The sequence below is a fragment of the Geomonas sp. genome (assembly GCF_056994735.1).
In genome coordinates this window covers 1-18523 of sequence record NZ_JBXKJL010000135.1, presented here as the reverse complement: position 1 = coordinate 18523, position 18523 = coordinate 1, and the positions used below count along the sequence as shown (strand labels likewise).

General features: G+C 59.7%; 14 protein-coding genes. 8 read left to right on the top strand and 6 right to left on the bottom strand.

Annotated elements, in window-relative coordinates; genetic code table 11:
- Positions 1-45: 45 nt before the first annotated feature.
- Both AC11W3_RS06720 and AC11W3_RS06715 read left to right on the top strand, forming a co-directional pair.
- Positions 46-468, top strand: a complete 423-nt coding sequence (locus AC11W3_RS06720) for a hypothetical protein (RefSeq protein ID WP_484092691.1) — start codon at positions 46-48, stop codon at positions 466-468.
- A gap of 638 nt (positions 469-1106) precedes the next feature.
- Positions 1107-1628, top strand: coding sequence for a methyltransferase (locus tag AC11W3_RS06715; RefSeq protein ID WP_484088337.1), 522 nt, complete (start codon positions 1107-1109; stop codon positions 1626-1628).
- A 47-nt stretch (positions 1629-1675) separates the two neighbouring features.
- Here AC11W3_RS06715 and AC11W3_RS06710 read toward each other — a convergent pair whose 3' ends face one another.
- From AC11W3_RS06710 to AC11W3_RS06700, 3 genes are all read right to left on the bottom strand, one after another.
- Positions 1676-2491: a hypothetical protein gene (locus AC11W3_RS06710; RefSeq protein WP_484088336.1), complete on the bottom strand. Its 816-nt coding sequence runs from the start codon at positions 2489-2491 to the stop codon at positions 1676-1678.
- A gap of 113 nt (positions 2492-2604) precedes the next feature.
- Positions 2605-4113: a hypothetical protein gene (locus AC11W3_RS06705; protein ID WP_484092690.1), complete on the bottom strand. Its 1509-nt coding sequence runs from the start codon at positions 4111-4113 to the stop codon at positions 2605-2607.
- Positions 4114-4219: 106 nt separating this feature from the next.
- Positions 4220-5821: an FAD-dependent oxidoreductase gene (locus tag AC11W3_RS06700; protein ID WP_484092689.1), complete on the bottom strand. Its 1602-nt coding sequence runs from the start codon at positions 5819-5821 to the stop codon at positions 4220-4222.
- Positions 5822-6099: 278 nt separating this feature from the next.
- On the opposite strand from AC11W3_RS06700, the gene AC11W3_RS06695 reads away from it, so the two are divergent.
- The 3 genes from AC11W3_RS06695 (at position 6100) to AC11W3_RS06685 (ending at position 9297) form a co-directional block, all read left to right on the top strand.
- Positions 6100-6339 (top strand): hypothetical protein, encoded by a 240-nt coding sequence (locus AC11W3_RS06695; RefSeq protein WP_484088333.1) that lies wholly within the window; start codon positions 6100-6102, stop codon positions 6337-6339.
- Entirely contained in the window at positions 6327-7847 is a 1521-nt protein-coding gene (locus AC11W3_RS06690; protein WP_484092688.1) for a patatin-like phospholipase family protein, read from the top strand. Before AC11W3_RS06695 ends, AC11W3_RS06690 begins: the two co-directional genes overlap by 13 nt.
- Before the next feature lie 277 nt (positions 7848-8124).
- Positions 8125-9297, top strand: coding sequence for a glycosyltransferase family 9 protein (locus AC11W3_RS06685; protein ID WP_484092687.1), 1173 nt, complete (start codon positions 8125-8127; stop codon positions 9295-9297).
- Here the strand turns inward: AC11W3_RS06685 and AC11W3_RS06680 are convergent.
- Both AC11W3_RS06680 and AC11W3_RS06675 read right to left on the bottom strand, forming a co-directional pair.
- Entirely contained in the window at positions 9254-9739 is a 486-nt protein-coding gene (locus AC11W3_RS06680; protein WP_484088330.1) for a putative molybdenum carrier protein, read from the bottom strand. The two genes, AC11W3_RS06685 and AC11W3_RS06680, sit on opposite strands and share 44 nt — an antisense overlap.
- A gap of 297 nt (positions 9740-10036) precedes the next feature.
- A complete protein-coding gene (locus AC11W3_RS06675) occupies positions 10037-10258 on the bottom strand; it encodes a hypothetical protein (protein ID WP_484088329.1) in 222 nt (73 codons plus the stop codon).
- Between the two features lie 60 nt (positions 10259-10318).
- Here AC11W3_RS06675 and AC11W3_RS06670 point away from each other — a divergent pair, with 60 nt between their 5' ends.
- Positions 10319-13912: a S8 family serine peptidase gene (locus AC11W3_RS06670; protein WP_484088328.1), complete on the top strand. Its 3594-nt coding sequence runs from the start codon at positions 10319-10321 to the stop codon at positions 13910-13912.
- Between the two features lie 91 nt (positions 13913-14003).
- Positions 14004-15539 carry an MFS transporter gene (locus AC11W3_RS06665; RefSeq protein WP_484092686.1) on the top strand — a complete coding sequence of 512 codons (1536 nt, stop codon included), beginning with the start codon at positions 14004-14006 and terminating at the stop codon, positions 15537-15539.
- A 171-nt stretch (positions 15540-15710) separates the two neighbouring features.
- Here AC11W3_RS06665 and AC11W3_RS06660 read toward each other — a convergent pair whose 3' ends face one another.
- Positions 15711-16304, bottom strand: a complete 594-nt coding sequence (locus AC11W3_RS06660; protein ID WP_484088326.1) for a J domain-containing protein — start codon at positions 16302-16304, stop codon at positions 15711-15713.
- 258 nt (positions 16305-16562) lie between these two features.
- On the opposite strand from AC11W3_RS06660, the gene AC11W3_RS06655 reads away from it, so the two are divergent.
- The coding region (locus AC11W3_RS06655; RefSeq protein WP_484092685.1) for a sensor histidine kinase at positions 16563-18523 on the top strand (1961 nt) is incomplete at its 3' end.

Sequence of the window (18523 nt, the reverse complement as noted above, 5' to 3'; positions counted from 1 at the left end):
GACGTGGCAGTGGGCTCGACGGCGACGAACGCAACGGGAGGCACTATGAGCCACCACGACGCAGGGTGTGATTTCGGGCAACGCCAGGATGTGCAGATCATCTTGAAGGTTGTAGTTGTCCTATTACAACTGTTGCTGGCATTTCCGGCTTTGGCTGTCGAATCCGACAAGGTTTCGCACTTCGGGGGAGGGGCCGGAGCCGGACTTGCCGTTGGGACCATCATGTATCACTTTAAAACGGACATGGGACCCGCCAAGCGCATAGCAACCTCCACGGGATTTTCTCTCATACCGGGGGTGATTATTGAGGTAGTAGACGAAATATCGCCACATACCTCCTTCGGCTGGGATGACCTGCTGGCCGATGGCTTGGGAGCCCTTACCGGGGTGCTTGCCGCCGAGTTGATCAACGGCCAGTTTTGGATATCGGCATCCGGCAAGCAGATACGCCTGATAGGGCACTGGTGATGTCTGGACGACGAGGTGACATTTCAATCTCGAGACCCTTCAGGCGTCACCTGTCTCATTCTCCTCAAACCTCCAATCGCCACCGCTACTGTGCAAGCCACTCACACATTAGCCGCAATTCCACCTCAACCGGGAAAGAGAAGAGAGAATCCGCACGCAAAAGGGGAAGATGATCCTTCTGCCTATCGGAAAATGGGGGCAAGCGCCGAAGTGGGAGTAAATCCCTGTCGGGCGTCTGCCCCCTTTGCCTTTCCGCGCCGACCGGGCGTACCCGGCAGCACGCGCCTTAACCTTGTTTCGCTTTCGCAGATGGTCTATAACCGTTCTTCGACGGAAGAGATCGGGGGAATCAGGGGCTTATGAAACCGTCCCCCTCGGCAGGAGAAGTCAGGCGGTGCCTGTTTCTGCTGATGCCCAATTGCCCAGACCCGCCGAACTTTTATTGCCCGCCGAAATAGGTGTTACCCCTACCTTGGCAAACAGAGGTCCCAGACACTGACATGAACAGATCATCACGTAATCGCCTGAATCCACGACTTCTGCCGCTCTTTCCTGGCGACACTCTCTTTGACCGGATTGCCCGGGCAGTTTGCCGGGCAGGGTGCCTGCCGCGAAAGGAATTGTACGAGGCTTGGGAGGTGGCGCGCCGGGTTCACCGGCGTTTTCGCGGCGGCAGGGTGGTGGACCTCGCGTCGGGACATGGTCTGCTGGCGCAGATACTCCTGCTCCTGGATCCGGAGATCCCTGAAGCGATTGCCGTGGATCGTCGCATTCCCGAGAACGCGGCACTCCTTGCGGCTGAACTGCAGGCGGACTGGCCAAGGCTCGCCGGGCGGGTGAGCTTTATCGAAAGGGATCTCGAGGAGGTTCCGTTGCTTCCAGAGGACCTCGTTGTTTCCGTCCACGCCTGCGGCGGCCTGACGGATCTGGTGCTGGAGCGTGCAATGGCGGCCCGCAGCAGGGTGGCGGTGCTTCCCTGCTGCCACGATCTCAGGAATTCTGACGGGGGCGGATTGCAGGGCTGGGTCGACGACGCACTCGCTGTCGATGTGACAAGGGCGGCCTTGCTCCGTTCCCGCGGCTACAGAGTGTACACCCAGACCATCCCCGAAGACATCACCCCGAAAAATCGCCTGCTGATCGGTGAACCGATCGGATAAACCGTGGAACGCGGGACCTGGGAGGAATTACCCTTAGCATCTGCGACTCAATACTGCTCATACTCAATGCGCATCCTCCCTTTAGGCGCTCGCCCTGAGCTTGGGTAGGAAGGTGCCGTCCCGGCGGCAGGACCACTGTTTTGCACTTCTTCACCATACCATCTCCTGGATTCCATTCCCGACCCTCCCGACGAAGCATATAACGATCCCTGCATCTTGTACGGCCTGCGCAGGATCGTATGGGCGCTTGAGATTGCCTCGCCACGCTGCTTGGTCCAGATAGCTGTCCAGATGTCAGCCGTTATTGAAACCATCTGTGGGTACACCGACCGCTTTTCATATTTTTTCAAGGCATAGAGCTTTTCGACGAGGCGGTTCAAGGGTTCCTGGCTATATCCCGGGTAGCGGATAACATACTCATTGTTGTAGTAGTTGTGTAATGCCGTGCTCAGGTTCTGATGTAACCCATCCCTCAGTACGTCATCGCCGCTTGGTCGCATGGCCACTTCGAAAATAGGACGCACCGTTTCGCCCAAACGTCTGGCAAGGACCTTTGAAGCCCCGACCTTGATGCGGTCGCACATTTCGATGAAAGCCGGCTCGGTCATTGGAGGATTCTTCCAATAATCGTTGATCACTTTGAAAGTCGAATACTTCTTCACTTCGCTTATATCGGAACTGAGAAACCGCGACATTTCCATCGGCACCAACGCCAACACATCCTCTACAAAGTTCGAAGTAAGAGACATGTCCATGTTTTCATGGATTTCCATGTGGTTGGCACCGGATTTATCGTGTGCATATAAAGGAGTGGCGATAATCATCGAAGCAAAAACCAGTTGAATTATCCACCGTATCCTCATACATCCTCCAGGAAGGTATTTTTACCGGGGGACATGCCCCTTAACCGGCTGATATAACATAGAATATGAGATAAGGAAAGTATTATTAGGGAAAGGATATGAAGCGAGAGGCATTATTTGAAGGAATAAAGGGGAGAATACTTCGAGTACAGATGGTCCAGGTAGGGTTGAACTGGCAACGGATCGCTAGTCATGGACTGAACCAGTTCCGTAGCAGTAAACTTCGAGCCGTGTCTGTAGATATTGCTCTTGAGCCAGGACAGCAACGAGCTGAAAGATCCTGCTTCTATTTCCTGTAAGATCTCAGGTTGTTCGTTAGTTGCGCAATCGTAGCATACGGCACTGATAATGTTGCCTATGGTATAGCCTTGAAAGCCTCCACCAAACAAGTCACAGTACCAATGCACGTCCTGCAGGACCCCCTCCGCGCAGGTGGAAGGCGTGACCTTCAGATCACTGCGATAGCGTTCATTCCATGCCTCCGGGAGGTCTTCCACCTTCAACGTCCCCTCCAGCAAGGCAAGCTCCAGATCGAAACGAATCATCACGTGCAGGTTGTAGGTGACTTCATCAGCTTCGGTCCGCTTCAGCGAGGGTTTTACCTTGTTTATTGCACGATAGAAGGTCTCCAGGGAAACGCCTTCGAGTTGGTCAGGAAAGACCGCTTTCAGTACGGGGAAAAAGTAGCTCCAGAACCCGTGGCTTCGCCCGATCAGATTCTCCCAGAGCCGGGCCTGGCTTTCATGGAGCCCCATCGATGCCACCTTGGCAAGTGGGGATCCTTCATACGCACTCGATATTCCTTGTTGATACATTGCGTGACCAGCCTCATGCAATGTGCTGGAGAAGGAGTCGAAAAGACTGTACTCGTTTACACGGGTTGTAATTCGCACGTCATCGACGGACATATTGATGGTGAACGGGTGTATGGAGAGGTCCTGTCTGCCACGCATGAAGTCATAGCCGCATCTCTCAATGACTCCCTGGCCGAATCTTATCTGCTGCCTCTTCGGATACTTTCTGAATAGAAACGAGTCGTCTGGCTCAGGGAGGTCCATGATCGTCTCGACCAACGGTATCAGCCTGTCGCGCATTTCATCAAAAACTCGTCTGAGCGTGGAAACCGTCATCCCGGAATCCTGATTCTCGATCAGGGGATCAGCTATGTGTTCATAGCCGGGGAAGAATCCCGCGTACTCCCGGCTCAGATCAATGGCAGTCTTAAGCAATGGCGTAACTATTGAAAAATCGTTTTCTTCACGAGCTCTCCACCACGCGTCATGGCATTGCGACTTATGTTCCTCCAACGTCGTTACGAACTGTGACGGAATTCTCACCGCCCGGTCGTACTCACGCTTTGCAACTCTGATAAGGCCGGCATCATCCGAGTCGTACGGCAACTCTTCCGCCTTCACTGCGAGTCTATCCAGCAACTTGCCGATGGAGGCGCTGGTGAATTTTTCATGTGCCAGCCTTGCCAAGGTTGTTTTCTGCCTGGTATGAGCGGATGCACTATTAGCGGGCATGTAGACGCATTCGTCCCATTCCAGGAGTCTATTAACCGACTCCAGGTCTGAGACCTCCACTAGATGCCGCTTTAACTCGGTGACCGCTTCTCTCATTTGGTCCGTTCCGTGATGACATAGAGGGGGTCAACAAGATTCCAATACTATCTCCTGAAATTTTGATGTCAAAGGAGGAGGCTGGCCGAGACTCAGCAGAGGGCGGTTACAGAAGAGATCTGAGGCAGAGGCTGGCCATCCTTTCCTCATCCCATCCCAGTTCCGCAGCCATCACTTCGGCCACCACCGCTGCTGCCTCTCTGGCGGCGGCGGCATCCACATAAGCCAGGGGGACGCGACGGGCGACGAAATCCATCGGAGTAAGTGCCAGTTCCTGCCTCACCGCGTAGAGCACCTCTCCCTTCAGATAGGGATATCCTCCCACCAGCCTCTCCCCTCCCGCGCCCAGGCAAAGGCGGGCGACCTCGTCCGCCCTGTCGCCATAGGTGCGATCAAGATGGCGGGCAATATCGAGGTCGAAGCCATGCGCGTCCGCGAGAGGTGACGCGGCGTCTTCCCGATAGGCTTCACCTCCGTGCAACATGATGCTTTCGGTCCGACAGGGCGAGGCCTGGGCAAGTCCCTCCTGGCGGACCGCCCAGTCGACGGTGTCCTGGGCCATCTTCCGGTAGGTGGTCCACTTCCCGCCGGTTATGGTGATAAGCCCCGACGGCGAGCGATCGATGACGTGGTCACGGTGAAGCTTGGCGGTATCGAAGATGGAAGGATCGCGCGCCAGCGGCCTCAGCCCCGCCCAGGCTGCAAGGATGGTCCGATGCTCCGGCCGCAGCTGGAAATATTGTTCCAGGTGCTCCAGCAGGTAGTTGAGGTCCTCCTCCCCGACCTCCGGCTCCTCGCCGGCGACTGCGGGGCGATCGGTGGTGCCGACCAGGGTTCGGCCCTGCCAGGGGAGAACGAAGAGCACCCTGTCATCTTTCGTCCGGGGAACGAGTATCCCGGCGTCATCAGGAACGAGATTTCCCGCGAGGACGATATGGCTGCCGATACTGGGCTCTAACAGCGGCTCCGCCTGCGGGTTGTCCATTCGCCGGATGAGATCCACGGAGGGACCGCAGGCATTGACGACACAACGTGCTTTCATCTCCCAGGTCGCGCCGGTGATCTTTTCTCTCACCCGCACTCCGGCCACTCTTCCGCCCTCCCTGAAAAACTCCACCACCTCCACGTAATTCGCCACCGCGGCGCCTTGTTCCAAAGCGGTAAGTGCCAGGGAGAGGTTCATCCTGGCGTCATCAAACTGGCCGTCATAGTAGAGGACTCCCCCCTTGAGCCCTTCCTTCCTGAGCATCGGGAAGCGCCTCAGGACTTCGGCGGTGCCGAGCACCCTGCTCGAACCGACCCCCATTCGCCCGGCCAGAAAGTCGTAGAGCTTCATCCCTGCCAGGAAATAGAGCAGGTCAGAAAGGCGGTAGATCGGGACGACCAGCGACAGGCGGCGGCAGAGGTGAGGGGCGATCCGCAACAATATCCCCCTCTCGCGCAGGGCATCCTTTACCAGGTTCAGATTGACCCGGTCCAGGTGGAGCACCGCTCTCTCCAGGTAGCGTACGCCGCCGTGGATGAGCTTGGTGCTCCTGCCACTGGTCCCGGAGCCGAAATCCCCCTTCTCCACCAGGGCCACCTTCAATCCCCGGGTCGCGGCATCGAGAGCGACCCCGCAGCCGGTGGCGCCGCCGCCGATGACGAGGAGATCGAATACCTCTCCCGTTTTCATGGCATTGAGGATGGCTTCCCGCTGTGTGTCCACATCTTCCCCCTGTTCCTCATCCGCATGGGCAAGTGCTCCGCAACTGCTGCCGCCTCGTTAAGGACGCAAGCTATATGGTACCAACGAATCGATCCCACGCTCCCTTTGCGGGGAGAATTCATGGGCAGGAGCCGGACCAGATTCCCCTGCGTGAACGCCCCCCTTCTTCCGGGGTAAAAGTTTCCTTTGCCGCTTGACGCCGCTACCTCCCGGCTATACATTAAAATCTAATAATTTCAAACAGCTTGCCACCAGGCACATTACGGAGGTCACCCTTCATGGAATATTTCGTCTGCCCGTGCCCGGCGACCGGCGAGGTGCTGCTGGACGGCTCCCCCCAGGGTCCCAACAAGGACGCAGCCGGCAACCTCTTGATCAAACAGTGCAATGAAGGGGTGCATACCGTTTCCCTGCGGTTCAGCGATGGTAAGACCTGCAGCCCCCGCGAGGCCAAGGTCGAGATCGCAGACAGCGATCCGATCCGCCCCTTGAAGGTGGTGTTCCGATGCGTGTGCTAGCCTTGTCGCTGCGGCTCTATCTGGCGGCGGCGCTCCTGCCCTTTTTTGCCGGCTGCGCCCACTACCCTGAAAACCCTTCGCTGGCGGCGATTTCCGAGCACACCGGGTACCGCTACGACAACGTGCGACGGCCGCCCACCAAGGAGAGGCCCTTCGTGGTCGTGGCCTTTTCCGGTGGCGGGACCCGCGCCGCCGCCTTCTCCTTCGGGCTGATGGAGGAGTTGCAGCAGGTCCGATACTCGGCGCCGGACGGCTCCCAGAGACGGCTGCTCGACGACGTGGAAATCATCTCCTCGGTCTCCGGGGGAAGTTTCACCTCGGCCTACTACGCGCTCTTTCCCGAAACCTTCTTCTCGGAGTTCCCGGAGCGCGTCCTGAACCGTGACATCCAGGGGGCCTTGGTCCGGCGGCTGTTCAATCCCTACAACTGGTGGCGTCTGGCGTCTCCCAATTTCAGCCGCATCGACATGGCCGACGAGTACTACGACGACATATTCAAGGGAAAGACCTTCGGCGACCTCCTCAGACGTCCTAGAGGGAGCTCACCCTTCCTGGTCCTCAACGCCACCGACATCGGCATCACCCATCGCTTCGAATTCACGCAGGATCAGTTCGACCTCCTCTGTTCCGATCTTTCCGACGTCACCATCTCGCGCGGGGTGGCAGCTTCGTCAAACTTCCCGGTGGCCTTCGCGCCGCTGACGCTGGACATCCACAAGAAGGAGTGCGGCCCGCTGCCGGTGTGGGTCGGCAACGCACTGCAACCGGGAAACCGCGATAAACGCAGGGTTTCCGAGGCCACCGCTGCGCACTCCTACCGCGAGCCGGACCGGCGCTACGCGCACCTTCTCGACGGGGGTCTTTCGGACAACCTGGGGCTGAGAGGGCCGTTCGAGGCGGTGACCACCACCGACAGCGCCTGGAGCCTGGTCAGGTTCATCAACCAGGACCGGATAGGGAGGATCATCTTCATCTCTGCCAACGCCAAAACCACCAAGAAGAGGGACTGGGATGAAAAGAGTCCTCCTCCCGGGACCAGGGCGGTCCTCGACGTGGTCATGAACGGGCCGATGGATGACGTCTCTTTCGACAGCCTGGAAAGCACCGACGGCCACTTCAAGCAGATGAAGCAGCTGAGCAAAACCATTGACTCATGCAACGATCATCTCAAGGAGGCGGGCCAGACAACGAGAGGCGGGGGGAGTACGTGCAAGTGCCCCAAGCCGGCGCCGCTCCCCAACCCGCTCACCACCGACTACAGCTTTACCGAACTCACCTTCGACGACATCAAGGACCAGCACCTGCGCACCTGCCTGCAGGGAGTACCGACCAACTTCTCGCTGCCGGAGCCGACGGTGCGTCTGTTGCGCCTTTCGGCCCGACATCTCCTCATGAACTCCCTGAGCTTCAGGGAAGTGATGCAGCGGATGGATCCGGCCTGGCAGCCGCGCCAGATCGCCATCGACACGGGCCTGATCGGGGAGGTCTGTGGACAGAAGAAACCATAAAGTAATCAGGGACGGCGAGGCGCCCGGGACGGCCGGGGCGCCCCAGACCGACCCGCTGCGTACTGTGCGGCGAACCCTTTTCCCCTATTCATGAGACATATCCAGCAAAATCCCACAGCAAACTCCTTCCGGCCACCGGAAATTCACAGAGTCCCGTCTTTTTTCAGATTTACATCCAAAAAATATTAGCCTATATTTCACAAACAATTTTATGACTGTTCCTGCCCTGCCGCGACTGGCAGCGCCCCGCAATCACGCGCTGGCCTGGGAGTTATCAGTGAAAGAGAAGACAACGCCCGTGCGGCGACGTTCCCGACTGCAGCGGACCATGAAGGGAGTGGAGCAGCTCTTCAAGCGTGGCTTGCTCGCCGTATTGACCCGCCTGGCCGCACCACGGGCGGAGGGGCCACCTCGTTGGCATGGTGGCACGCTGCGCGTGCTGTTCCTGCGGCACGACAAGATCGGCGACATGATCCTCAGTACCGCCGTCATCCGCGCCATCGCGCGGTCCCACCCCGATATCGAGCTCGACGTTCTGGCATCCCCCTCCAATGCGGCCGTCCTGGAGCATGATCCGCTGGTGCACCGGGTGGTACGCTTCAACGTCCGCCGCCTTCGGGAGTACCCGGGGCTGCTGCGCCATCTCAGGGAGGCCCGCTACGACATCGTGGTCGACTGCATGGTCTTCAGCCAGTCGCTGACCACCATGCTGCTGATGCTGGCCACCCGCGCACCGTACCGGGTAGGCGTGCTGAAGCCCGGGAAGCCGAACATCTACACCATGTTTGCCGAACTGGCCGGCCCCGACGCCCACCACGTGGAGCATCTCGCCCGGCTCGCCGTGCCTTTCGGGGTGGCGGCGCAGGACGCGCTACGGCTGGAAATAGTGCTGAAGGAGGCGGAACGGACAGCGGCACTGGCCCAGTGGAATGCGGGGAAGCGGCAACGGGTGCTGGTAAACATAAGTGTGGGGAAGGCATTCCGTCAGTGGGCCGACGAGAACTTCATCACTGCCACGCGGCACCTGAAGGCATGCCTGCCGCAGGCGCGCATAATGATCCTCCACGCTCCGGGAGAACGGGATCGGGCCGATGCCATTGCCGGCGCTGCCGGGGTGGAGCGTGCCGAGACACCCGGCGTGCGCGAGGCTCTCGCCCTGGTCGCCACGGCCGACCTGGTATTCACGCCGGATACCAGCATCCTGCATGCGGCGAGCGCGTTCCGCATTCCGACGGTAGCCATGGTCACGCGAGATCATGTGGTGCGCTGGGGGCTGTACGGGACGGAGGGGGAGCTGGTCCCATCGGCCGGAGATACCCTGGCCGACGTGTCGCTCTCAGACGTGATCGAGGCAATTGGCAGGGTGGCAGCGAGATTCCGCGGTATGGAAAACGGGGAGTTGGCCGCTAGCGACCGGGGGCCTCGCACACCAAGATATGGTACAGCTTGACCAGGTAGCGGGACGCCTCCTGGTAGATGCCTTCGGGGAACTTCGATTCCCTGGGCCCGGCCACGTTCAGCACCGAGATTTCCCGGGCCTGTATCCACTTCACTACATCGTGGGGCTCCGTCACCTGCTCCGCATCGAGCTGGACTATAAGGCATGGCTTGTGATGCTGCACGGCGTAGTCGTAGGTCGCCCTGGTCCCCTCCGTCAGCGGTCCCTTGTTGAGGATCAGGGTGCCGTCGGAATCAACCACGTTCCTCTCGGTCCTTAAGCTGTACTGGCCGGAGTCGAGTTCCACCAGCGGATAGCAGTCGGGAATCACTCCATCTTCAGCTTTTCTGCCTTTGGGACAAGAACCGCCCACGGGGATTCCGGCTTCCACAGCGGCATCCAGGGCAGCGCGGTCCACTCCGGTTTGTCCTCCAGAAATAATCCTGCCGATCATGATCGTCCCCCTTATTACAGATTCAATATAAAAGGTACCACACCTTCGACGCCCTGAAACAGAAAGGTGATTTTGTCGCTTGGGGAGATCGGTTATACGATCGCTGGCACTGTGTCACCGATCGATCGTATTGAAGGTGAGATGGAAGACATCTGGAACAGCCTATGGTTCACTGTGTCAAATTAAATAGCTTTGACTTTTATCCGTATTTGCATTAATGTTCGTTACGTTTATTAATGCCCCGCTCCGACTGTAGATGATTCATCTGTTGTTTAATGCAATGGGAGAGCGAATGCTTCAGAAAAAAGGATCGTCCCTAAGCCTCTTTTTGATCCCCTCTCTCCATATCCTGCTCACCAGCAGGTCAGGTTCGGAAAGGTCAAGCTCTACAACGTGAAGGTTCGGTAGTACCGGGCGGTGCCGCTGCCGGTAAGCCCTGAAGTAATAATTGAAATCACCCTTCTCCCCCATGGAAAGGGTTTTGACTTTGTAGCCGAGTTGGATTACCCTAAGCCCCACTTCCTTGACCCCGCTCCGATTGCAATTCGTTTTTATTTTACTGAAATGACAGGAGAGCCAATGCCTAGTAAACTCCCCCTGCACCGAAGCCTGCTTTTGATCCCCGCACTCCATCTCTTCCTCGCCACAGCCACCCTGGCGGCAGCGCCCGAAGGGCTACCCACCCACCCTGTACACGTCAAGGACGGGGTGGTACTTCCCGGGCCGGAGGAAGAGACCGCCCCGAAGCTGCTGCGTTACGCACCTGGCCGCGTGATCGTGAAGCTCAAGGAAGGGATGAGCACGCAGGAACTTGCCCGCCACAAGGAAAAGCACAAGCTGAAGATTAGCGAGAAGAAGCTCGCCAACACCGAGCACCACCGCTTCAAGGACCTCTACGACGTCAGGGCGGCGGACGATGCCAACCTGCCGGCCCTGGCTGCCGAACTGATGGAGAACCCCGCGGTCGAGTACGCCGAACCGATCACCATCTCCTCCGCCCAGATGGTCCCTAACGACCCGCTCTACCCGCAGCAGTGGAGTCACAGCAACGCCAAGGCTCCAGCGGGCTGGGACATCACCACGGGGAATTCCTCCGTGGTCATCGCGATCATTGATACCGGGGTCGACTACACCCACCCGGACCTCTCCGCCAACATCTGGCACGACGCGAGTGGAAATCCCGGCAAGGATTTCGTCGACATCGTTACCTCTTCCTACACCAGCTCGGGATACCAGACGATCGCCGGCGAGGACTACACCACCGTCGACTTCGACCCCAAGGACTACAACGGCCACGGCACCCACGCGGCCGGGATTGCGGCGGCCGGCGGCAACAACGGTGTCGGGATCTCCGGCGTCTGCCCGTCCTGCAAGATCATGCCGGTCAGGGCAGGGTTCACCCTGCGCCAAAACGGCACCGATTACGCGTTCTTCGAGAGCGACGACCTGGCCAACGCCATCATCTACGCCGCCGACAACGGCGCCAAGGTCATCAACATGAGCCTCGGAGGGAACTACTCGACCCTGGTCGACGATGCCATCAGCTATGCGGACTCGAAGGGGGTCGTCCTCATCGCCGCGGCGGGAAACAACCAAACCGCCTCGACCACAAGCGCGTATCCCGCGGCCCTGAGCAAGGTTTTGGCAGTCGCAGCCACAGGCAACACAGACCTGAGGGCCTCCTATTCCAACTACGGATTCTGGGTCGGCGTGGCAGCCCCCGGCGGCGACGGCAGCTATCCAATCCTCAGCACCGTACCCACCGTCGGGAGCTTCAGCGATCCCACAGGGTACAAGACGGGCTCCGGCACCTCCATGGCCTCGGCGTACGTTGCCGGCCTGGCGGGCCTCATCCTGTCCAAGAACCCGAGCCTGACCAACCGGCAGGTCATAGCCGGCATCAAGCAGGGGGCCGACGTCTACAACTCGGATATTGCGAACTCCACGGAGTACATCGGGGCCGGGCGCGTCAACGTCTATAAGACCCTGTCCGCCACCACAACCGCGGCCAGCGCGACACTGTCATCTCCGATCGATGACTTCATGGCCGGCAGCGGTCTGGCGATAACCGGATCGGTAACGGCGCCCTATCAAGTCCTCTACGGCTCCGGGATCTATCCCAGCACCTGGACCCAGATCGCCTCGGGACAGGCCACCAGCGGGGTGCTGGCCACGCTGGACGCGGCAGTCGCCACCGCGACCATCGAGCAGGGCACCATCAAGGTGGTGGCCCAGGATCAAAACGGCACGGTGTCGACCGTTGTACACGGGACGGTAGGGAAGCACTTCCTTCCAGGTTGGTCACAGAACTTTTCGTCCACCGCCAAATCCACCATCCTCTATAACGCCCCGACCCTGGCGGACATCGACAAGGACGGCCTGGACGAGATCCTGATCGGCGGCTACGACAGCTCCGGCAGGGCCATGGTCAACGCCTTCAAGCCTGACGGGCGACAGGCCGCCGGATGGCCGCAGAGTGTCGCCGGTTCGACCATTGTGGACTACGCTCCTGCCGTGGGAGATGTCGACGGCGACGGCAACCTCGAGGTGGTACTCCCTACAAAACTCAATGACAGCCTCAACCTGTGGGACAGGTCGGGGAACCTCCGCTGGTCCAAGGTGCTGGAGCCCGACACCAACATCCTCAATGTAACCCTTGGCGATCTCAACGGTGACGGCAAGGACGAGATCATCACCCAGACCTACAACTCCACCATGTACGTCCTCGACGGCCAAGGGAACACTTTGTGGTCCTATCTCCTCGGGGAGTACGACACGATGCACAACTACAAGACGGTGGCCGTGGCCGACCTCTACGGGGACGGGAAGAAGGAGATCGTCAAGAACCTCATCAAGAGCATCAAATTCGCCGCCGGGGACTTCTACCGCACCATGGGCGGATCGCTGATGGTATTCAACAACGACGGCAGCGTGCGCTGGAAGCACGACTGGCCTGAGCCCGGGGAAAACCTGACCCTGACCAAGTACTATCAGTTCTACCCCGTAGCATCGCCGGTGGTGGCCGACATCAATAACGACGGCAGCCCCGAGATCATCGTCAGGGTAAGAGCCTGGAGGGGGGGCGACACGGGAACCACGGAGATCAACACCCGTTTCTACGCCTTCGACACGAACGGGTCGGTGCTGCCCGGTTGGCCGGTGACCTACCCGGGGTATCCCAGCTACGGCGAGATGGCAGTGGGGGACCTGATGCTAGACGGCCGCAGAGTGGTGGTCGGAGGGACCTTCGACAAGGTATTGGCGATAAAGTACGACGGCTCTTTCCTCTTCACCCCTGTCGCCGTAACTCTCCAGGGGAATGCCACCATAGCCGACGTCAGCGGAGACGGCAGGCCTGACATAGTGGCTTACGACGGAACCAATTTCAAGGTCATCCAGGGCGGCCTCGTCTCGACCCTCCCCATCACCGCCAAAAACTCCACCGGGTTCAAAGTCAACAACAGCCCGATCCTCACCGACCTCAATAAGAGCGGCTCCGAAAAGCTCATCTTCTTCGAGGGCGATAACAGATCGCTGCTGTGGGCCTGGGATCTCCAGGTCCCCCATGTCCCGGCGGCGGAGCAGTGGCCCCAGTTCGGCTTTGACTCCAGGCACAGCGGCGTCATCGGCAGCCCGTCCCTGTCGCAGGTTTCCATTGCCACCTCCGCATTGCCGGACGCCATGTCGGGCGTCCCCTACAACCTTTCCCTCACCGCGGCCGGGGGAACGCCCCCCTACTCCTGGTCCGTCACCAAGGGGTCGCTGCCGAGCGGCATCACCCTCGACGGCGCAACCGGGACCCTTTCCGGAACACCCGCCGGTCCGGGCACGTCCACCTTCACCGTCAGGGCGATGGACATCCACGCGGCCACCGCCATCCGGACCCTGACCGTGACCTCGGGTGGGGCTTTTCTTTCAGCCAAGGTCACCGGCAGCAGCACGCGCTACTTCAGCCTCCTTCAGGACGCCTATAACAGCTGCCTGGACGGCGACACCATCCAGCTGCAGGGAGTCCTGTTCAGCGAGTCGCCGCGCTTCGACAGGGATGTCACCGTCTCCTTGATAGGGGGGTACGATGGCACCTTCACCTCCAACGGCGGCGCCTCCCTCATCAACGGCTGCATGTCGGTCAGGTTCGGCAAGGTCAAGCTCAACAACGTGAAGCTGCGCTAGTAACGGGCGGGCCGTCTGCCGGTAAGGCCTGAATAATGTTGCAATCCCTATCGAGCTGTGGCACTTTGTGCCCACTCGATAGGGGCCACTAATGAAGAAACCATCAAAGCTCTTTGCCGTCGGCGACATCAACGCCTTCTTCGGCCTGATGCTGGACAACATGTCCGACCTGGTCATCATGGCCGCCATCCTCACCGGCGTCTTCGGCATGCCGCGCGACCTGATCCTCTCCCGGATGCTTCCCGGCAGCGCAGTCGGGGTGCTGGTCGGAGACCTCCTCTACTCGTGGCTCGCCTGGAGGCTCGCCAAGAGAACCGGCCGCGACGACATCACCGCCATGCCGCTCGGCCTCGACACCCCCTCGACCTTCGGCATGGCCTTCGGCGTCATCGGCCCGTGCTACCTCGCCACCAAGGATGCCCATCTTACCTGGCAGGTGGCCATGTCGACCATCGTGCTGATGGGGCTCTTCAAGATCGCCGTTTCCTTCTGCGGTCCTGCGCTGCGCAGAGCCATACCGCGGGCTGGTCTCTTGGGAAGCATCGCCGCGGTCGCCCTGCTGCTGATCGCCTACCTCCCCTTCCTCAAGCTTTTCGCCTCGCCAGTGGTCGGCTTTCTTTCCATGGGCATCGTCTTCATCTCCCTGCTGGCCCGCTTCAAGCTTCCCATGAGAGTCCCCGGCGCCCTGGCCGGCATTCTTTGCGGCACCGTGGCCTACTACCTCCTCGGCGCCCTGGGACTCCTTCCGGACGGAGTCCATCCCCCCCTGGGCGCCCCGGCCCTCGGCTTTTACCTGCCGTTACCCTCCCTGGAGTTCCTCCCCGGCCTCCCCAAGGCTATGAGCTACCTGCCGCTGGCCATCCCCTTTGCGCTGGCCACGGTGGTAGGCGGCGTCGATGTCACCGAGAGCGCGGCTGTGGCCGGCGACGATTACAACACGCGGGACATTCTGCTGGTGGAGGGATTCGCGACCCTGCTGGCGGGTTTGTGCGGCGGGGTGATCCAGTCCTGTCCGTACATCGGCCACCCGGCCTACAAGGAGATGGGGGGACGTTCCGGTTATACCATCGCCACCGGCCTCTTCATCGGCTTCGGGGCTATCTGCGGCTACCTCTCCTTCTTCGTCGGGCTACTCCCGGAGGCGGCGGTGGCCCCCATCCTGATTTTCATCGGCATCGACATCACCGCCCAGGCCTTCGAGGCGACTCCGGTCAGGCATTACCGCGCGCTGGCCATCTCCTTCATCCCGGTCATCGCCTGCCTCATTTCCATCGAATTCGGACAGCTCATGGGGGGGCTCGGCAAGAGCGCGGCGGACCTCTCGGGGGAACTCCTGGCCACCTTCAAGGCCACCACCATCCTCGGCAACGGCTTCATCGTGACCTCGGTGCTGTGGGGGGCCGCCTTCGCCTACGTGCTCGACCACCGGCCCGGAAAGTCGGCGATCTACCTGGCGCTGTGCGCCCTCTTCTCGGTGTGTGGGATCATCCACTCGCCCCTTCCCACCGGCGCCCTCTTCTCTCCGCTCGCCCCTCCTGCCCCCATCGTCTGGCATCTGGCCGCAGGCTACGGCGCCATGTCCCTCACCTTCCTCATCCTGCAGTGGTGGCGGACCGGGGTGGACTAATGGCAGGAGTGGCATACGCCGCGGTTCGCGCCCGGAAGGGCGCTCCTACCGGTCCGGTAATGGTGGCGGGCCCGGGTGGATCAATCGTAGGAGCGGCATCTTTGCCGCGATCCCCGGCAGGGTGCCTCCTGCGGTTGTATTAGATATAGTGACGGCGTTGCGAGATAGCTGCTAAGCGTCGCATTCCAGCAGGTTCTTATCGTCGGCCCCGGCGGATTGACGGGGGGCTTCCAGGAGATGGTCGGCATTGAGGCGGAGCCGGTTTTCCTCTACTTGGTCCACTCCCGGTGCGGTTATGGCCAGATGGCCGTTATCCAGGCGCTCGGCCCACCCCTTTGACTTCAGGTACCACAGGTGGAAATCCACCATCTCGGGGGGCGCATGGAGGAGTCGCGCCAGTTCAATCTCGCCGAGCCCGGGGTTGTTCATGTCGCGCCGGCGCTGCACGTAGAGCAGGGAAAGGAGGCGCTCCCTCGCCTGCTGGTCGTCGCCAAAAGCCGTCTTGTCGCCGGCCTCCGAGGTCAGAGCCCACTTGCGGTTCCAGTAATCCTGGTACTTCACGTCATATCCGGCGCGGATCTCCGGATCGGTCAGGGTCCGGTGGGCCTCCACGATCTGCTGGAAGCGACCGGTATCTGCTGTGGCCGAGTTATCGGGATGGAACTTCTTGGCAAGATGCCGGAAGATGTGTTCGATGGTCTGGGTGTCAGCATTTGGATGCAGCTGCAACAACTCGTAGTAGTCGACGAACTCTTTTCCGCTCATGAGCCTCACCCCCCAATCTTGATTTTAGGAAAGAATATCACGCACCTTCCCAAGTAAAACCGGCAACAACAACCTTTCTCAGACCTGCCAAATCTCCAGCGCCCCTTTCTCTGCACCTCGTGTATCTACAGCTGCCTTGCCCCTGCCCGCATTGGAGATGCTGACCCGGCGTCCATGCAGGATCTGGAGGGGGCCACGGTGCCAAATGTTTCTGGTGGGTTATACTGATGACGAACTTTCTTCGAAGGAACCCGCCCGATGCAAATCACCCGGACATCAATTCACCGCCTGCTGCTGTATCTCGTCGCGTTTGCGGTGGCGGTCGCCGTCTGCCTGCTGGCGGCGACCGCCGGTGCGGCGCCGCGGAAAAACCTGCTGATCTTCAACTCCTATACGCCGGGCTACAAGTGGACCGATGATATAAACGCCGGGATTGCCGACGCCATCCACCGGGCCGGTGACTCAGTCAGCATCCATAAAGACTTCATGGACACGAAGAGGGTCGCTGATGCCGAATACTTCCACCTTCTCTACCAGGCTTACCGCTACGAATTCAGGAACAGCAGGTTCGACGCCATCATAGCCACAGACAACGATGCTTTCGACTTCCTGCTGCAGTACCGGGACCAGATCTTTCCGGGGACGCCCGTGGTCTTTTGCGGGGTCAACGACTTCCAGCCCTCGCAGTTGCACGGCGCAAAGATGTTCACCGGAGTGAACGAGGCTGCGGACTTCAAGGCGACCATCGACCTGGCCCTGAAGCTCCACCCCGACACCCGGCAGATAGTGGTGATCAACGATACCACTACTACCGGTCGCACGGTCCACAACCAGCTGATGCAGCTACTCCCCGCCTACCGGGACAAGGTGACATTCCGGATGCTCGAAGACGTGGACATGCCGGAGATCCTGTCAGCGGTGCGGGGGCTGAAGCGGGGAACCATCGTCTTCTACACCTTCTTTTCCAGGGACAAGGCAGGCCGTTTCTTCGACTCCGACCAGAGCATCTCGATGATATCAGGCGCCTGCCCCGTCCCGATTTACGGAGCCTGGGACTTTAATCTCGGATATGGGATCGTGGGAGGCATGCTGACCTCGGGCTACAGCCAGGGCAGGACCGCCGGGGCTCTGGCCCTCCGCGTGCTGCGCGGCGAGAGCCCCGATCGGATCCCCGTGGTCATGAAGAGCCCTAACCGGTACATGTTCGATTACCGGCAGTTGCAGCGGTTCGACATCAAAGAAAAGCTTTTGCCTCGTGACAGCATCATCATCAACAGGCCGGCAGTCATCTATGCCGTGAACAGATCCGCCATCCTGGCGGCTGCCGCAGCTTTGATAGCGCTGGTGCTGATCATAGTGGTCCTCCTTCGCAATATCGCCATCCGGAAGGGGGCGGAGGAGGCCCTGTCGAAAAACGAGGAGAATCTGCGGCGGCTCAACGAGGAACTCGAGGAGCGGGTCCAGGAAAGAACCAGGGAGCTCAAGGAGCAAAACCGGCTGTTGCAGACGGAAACAGAGGATCGGATCAGGGTGATGGAAGAGCTTCGGGTGAAGGACCAGTTGCTGATCCACCAGAGCCGGATGGCCGCCATGGGCGAGATGCTGGGCAACATAGCGCATCAGTGGCGGCAGCCTTTGAACCTGCTGGGTCTGCACATTCAGGACCTTGGCCTCTCCTACAAGCTTGGCCACTTCACGGGGGAACTCCTTGGGGAGAACGTCTCCAAGTGCATGAAGATCCTGTCGCATTTGTCCAAGACCATAGATGACTTCAGGACCTTCTCGACTCCGGACAAGCAGAAGGTGCTCTTCAAGGTTCACGAGGTCATCGCCAAGACCATCTCCCTGACAGACGAAGCCTTCAAGAGCCAGGGAATAACTATCGAGACCATGATCGAGGGTGAGCCGGAAATAAACGGTTACCCCAATGAGTATGCGCAGGTGTTGCTAAACCTCCTGATAAATTCCAAGGACGCCTTCCAGGAAAGAGAGATTGTCGATGGCCGAATCACCTTGAGAGTCAGGTCGGCCGAAGGGCGGGCCGAGGTAACGGTCTCGGACAACGCGGGCGGGATAGACGAAGCGATCATGGGGAGGATATTCGAGCCCTATTTCACCACCAAGGGTGCCGGCAAAGGAACCGGGGTGGGTCTCTTCATGTCGAAGGTCATCATCGAGCAGAATATGGGAGGATTCCTGGAGGCCCGTAACATTGAAGG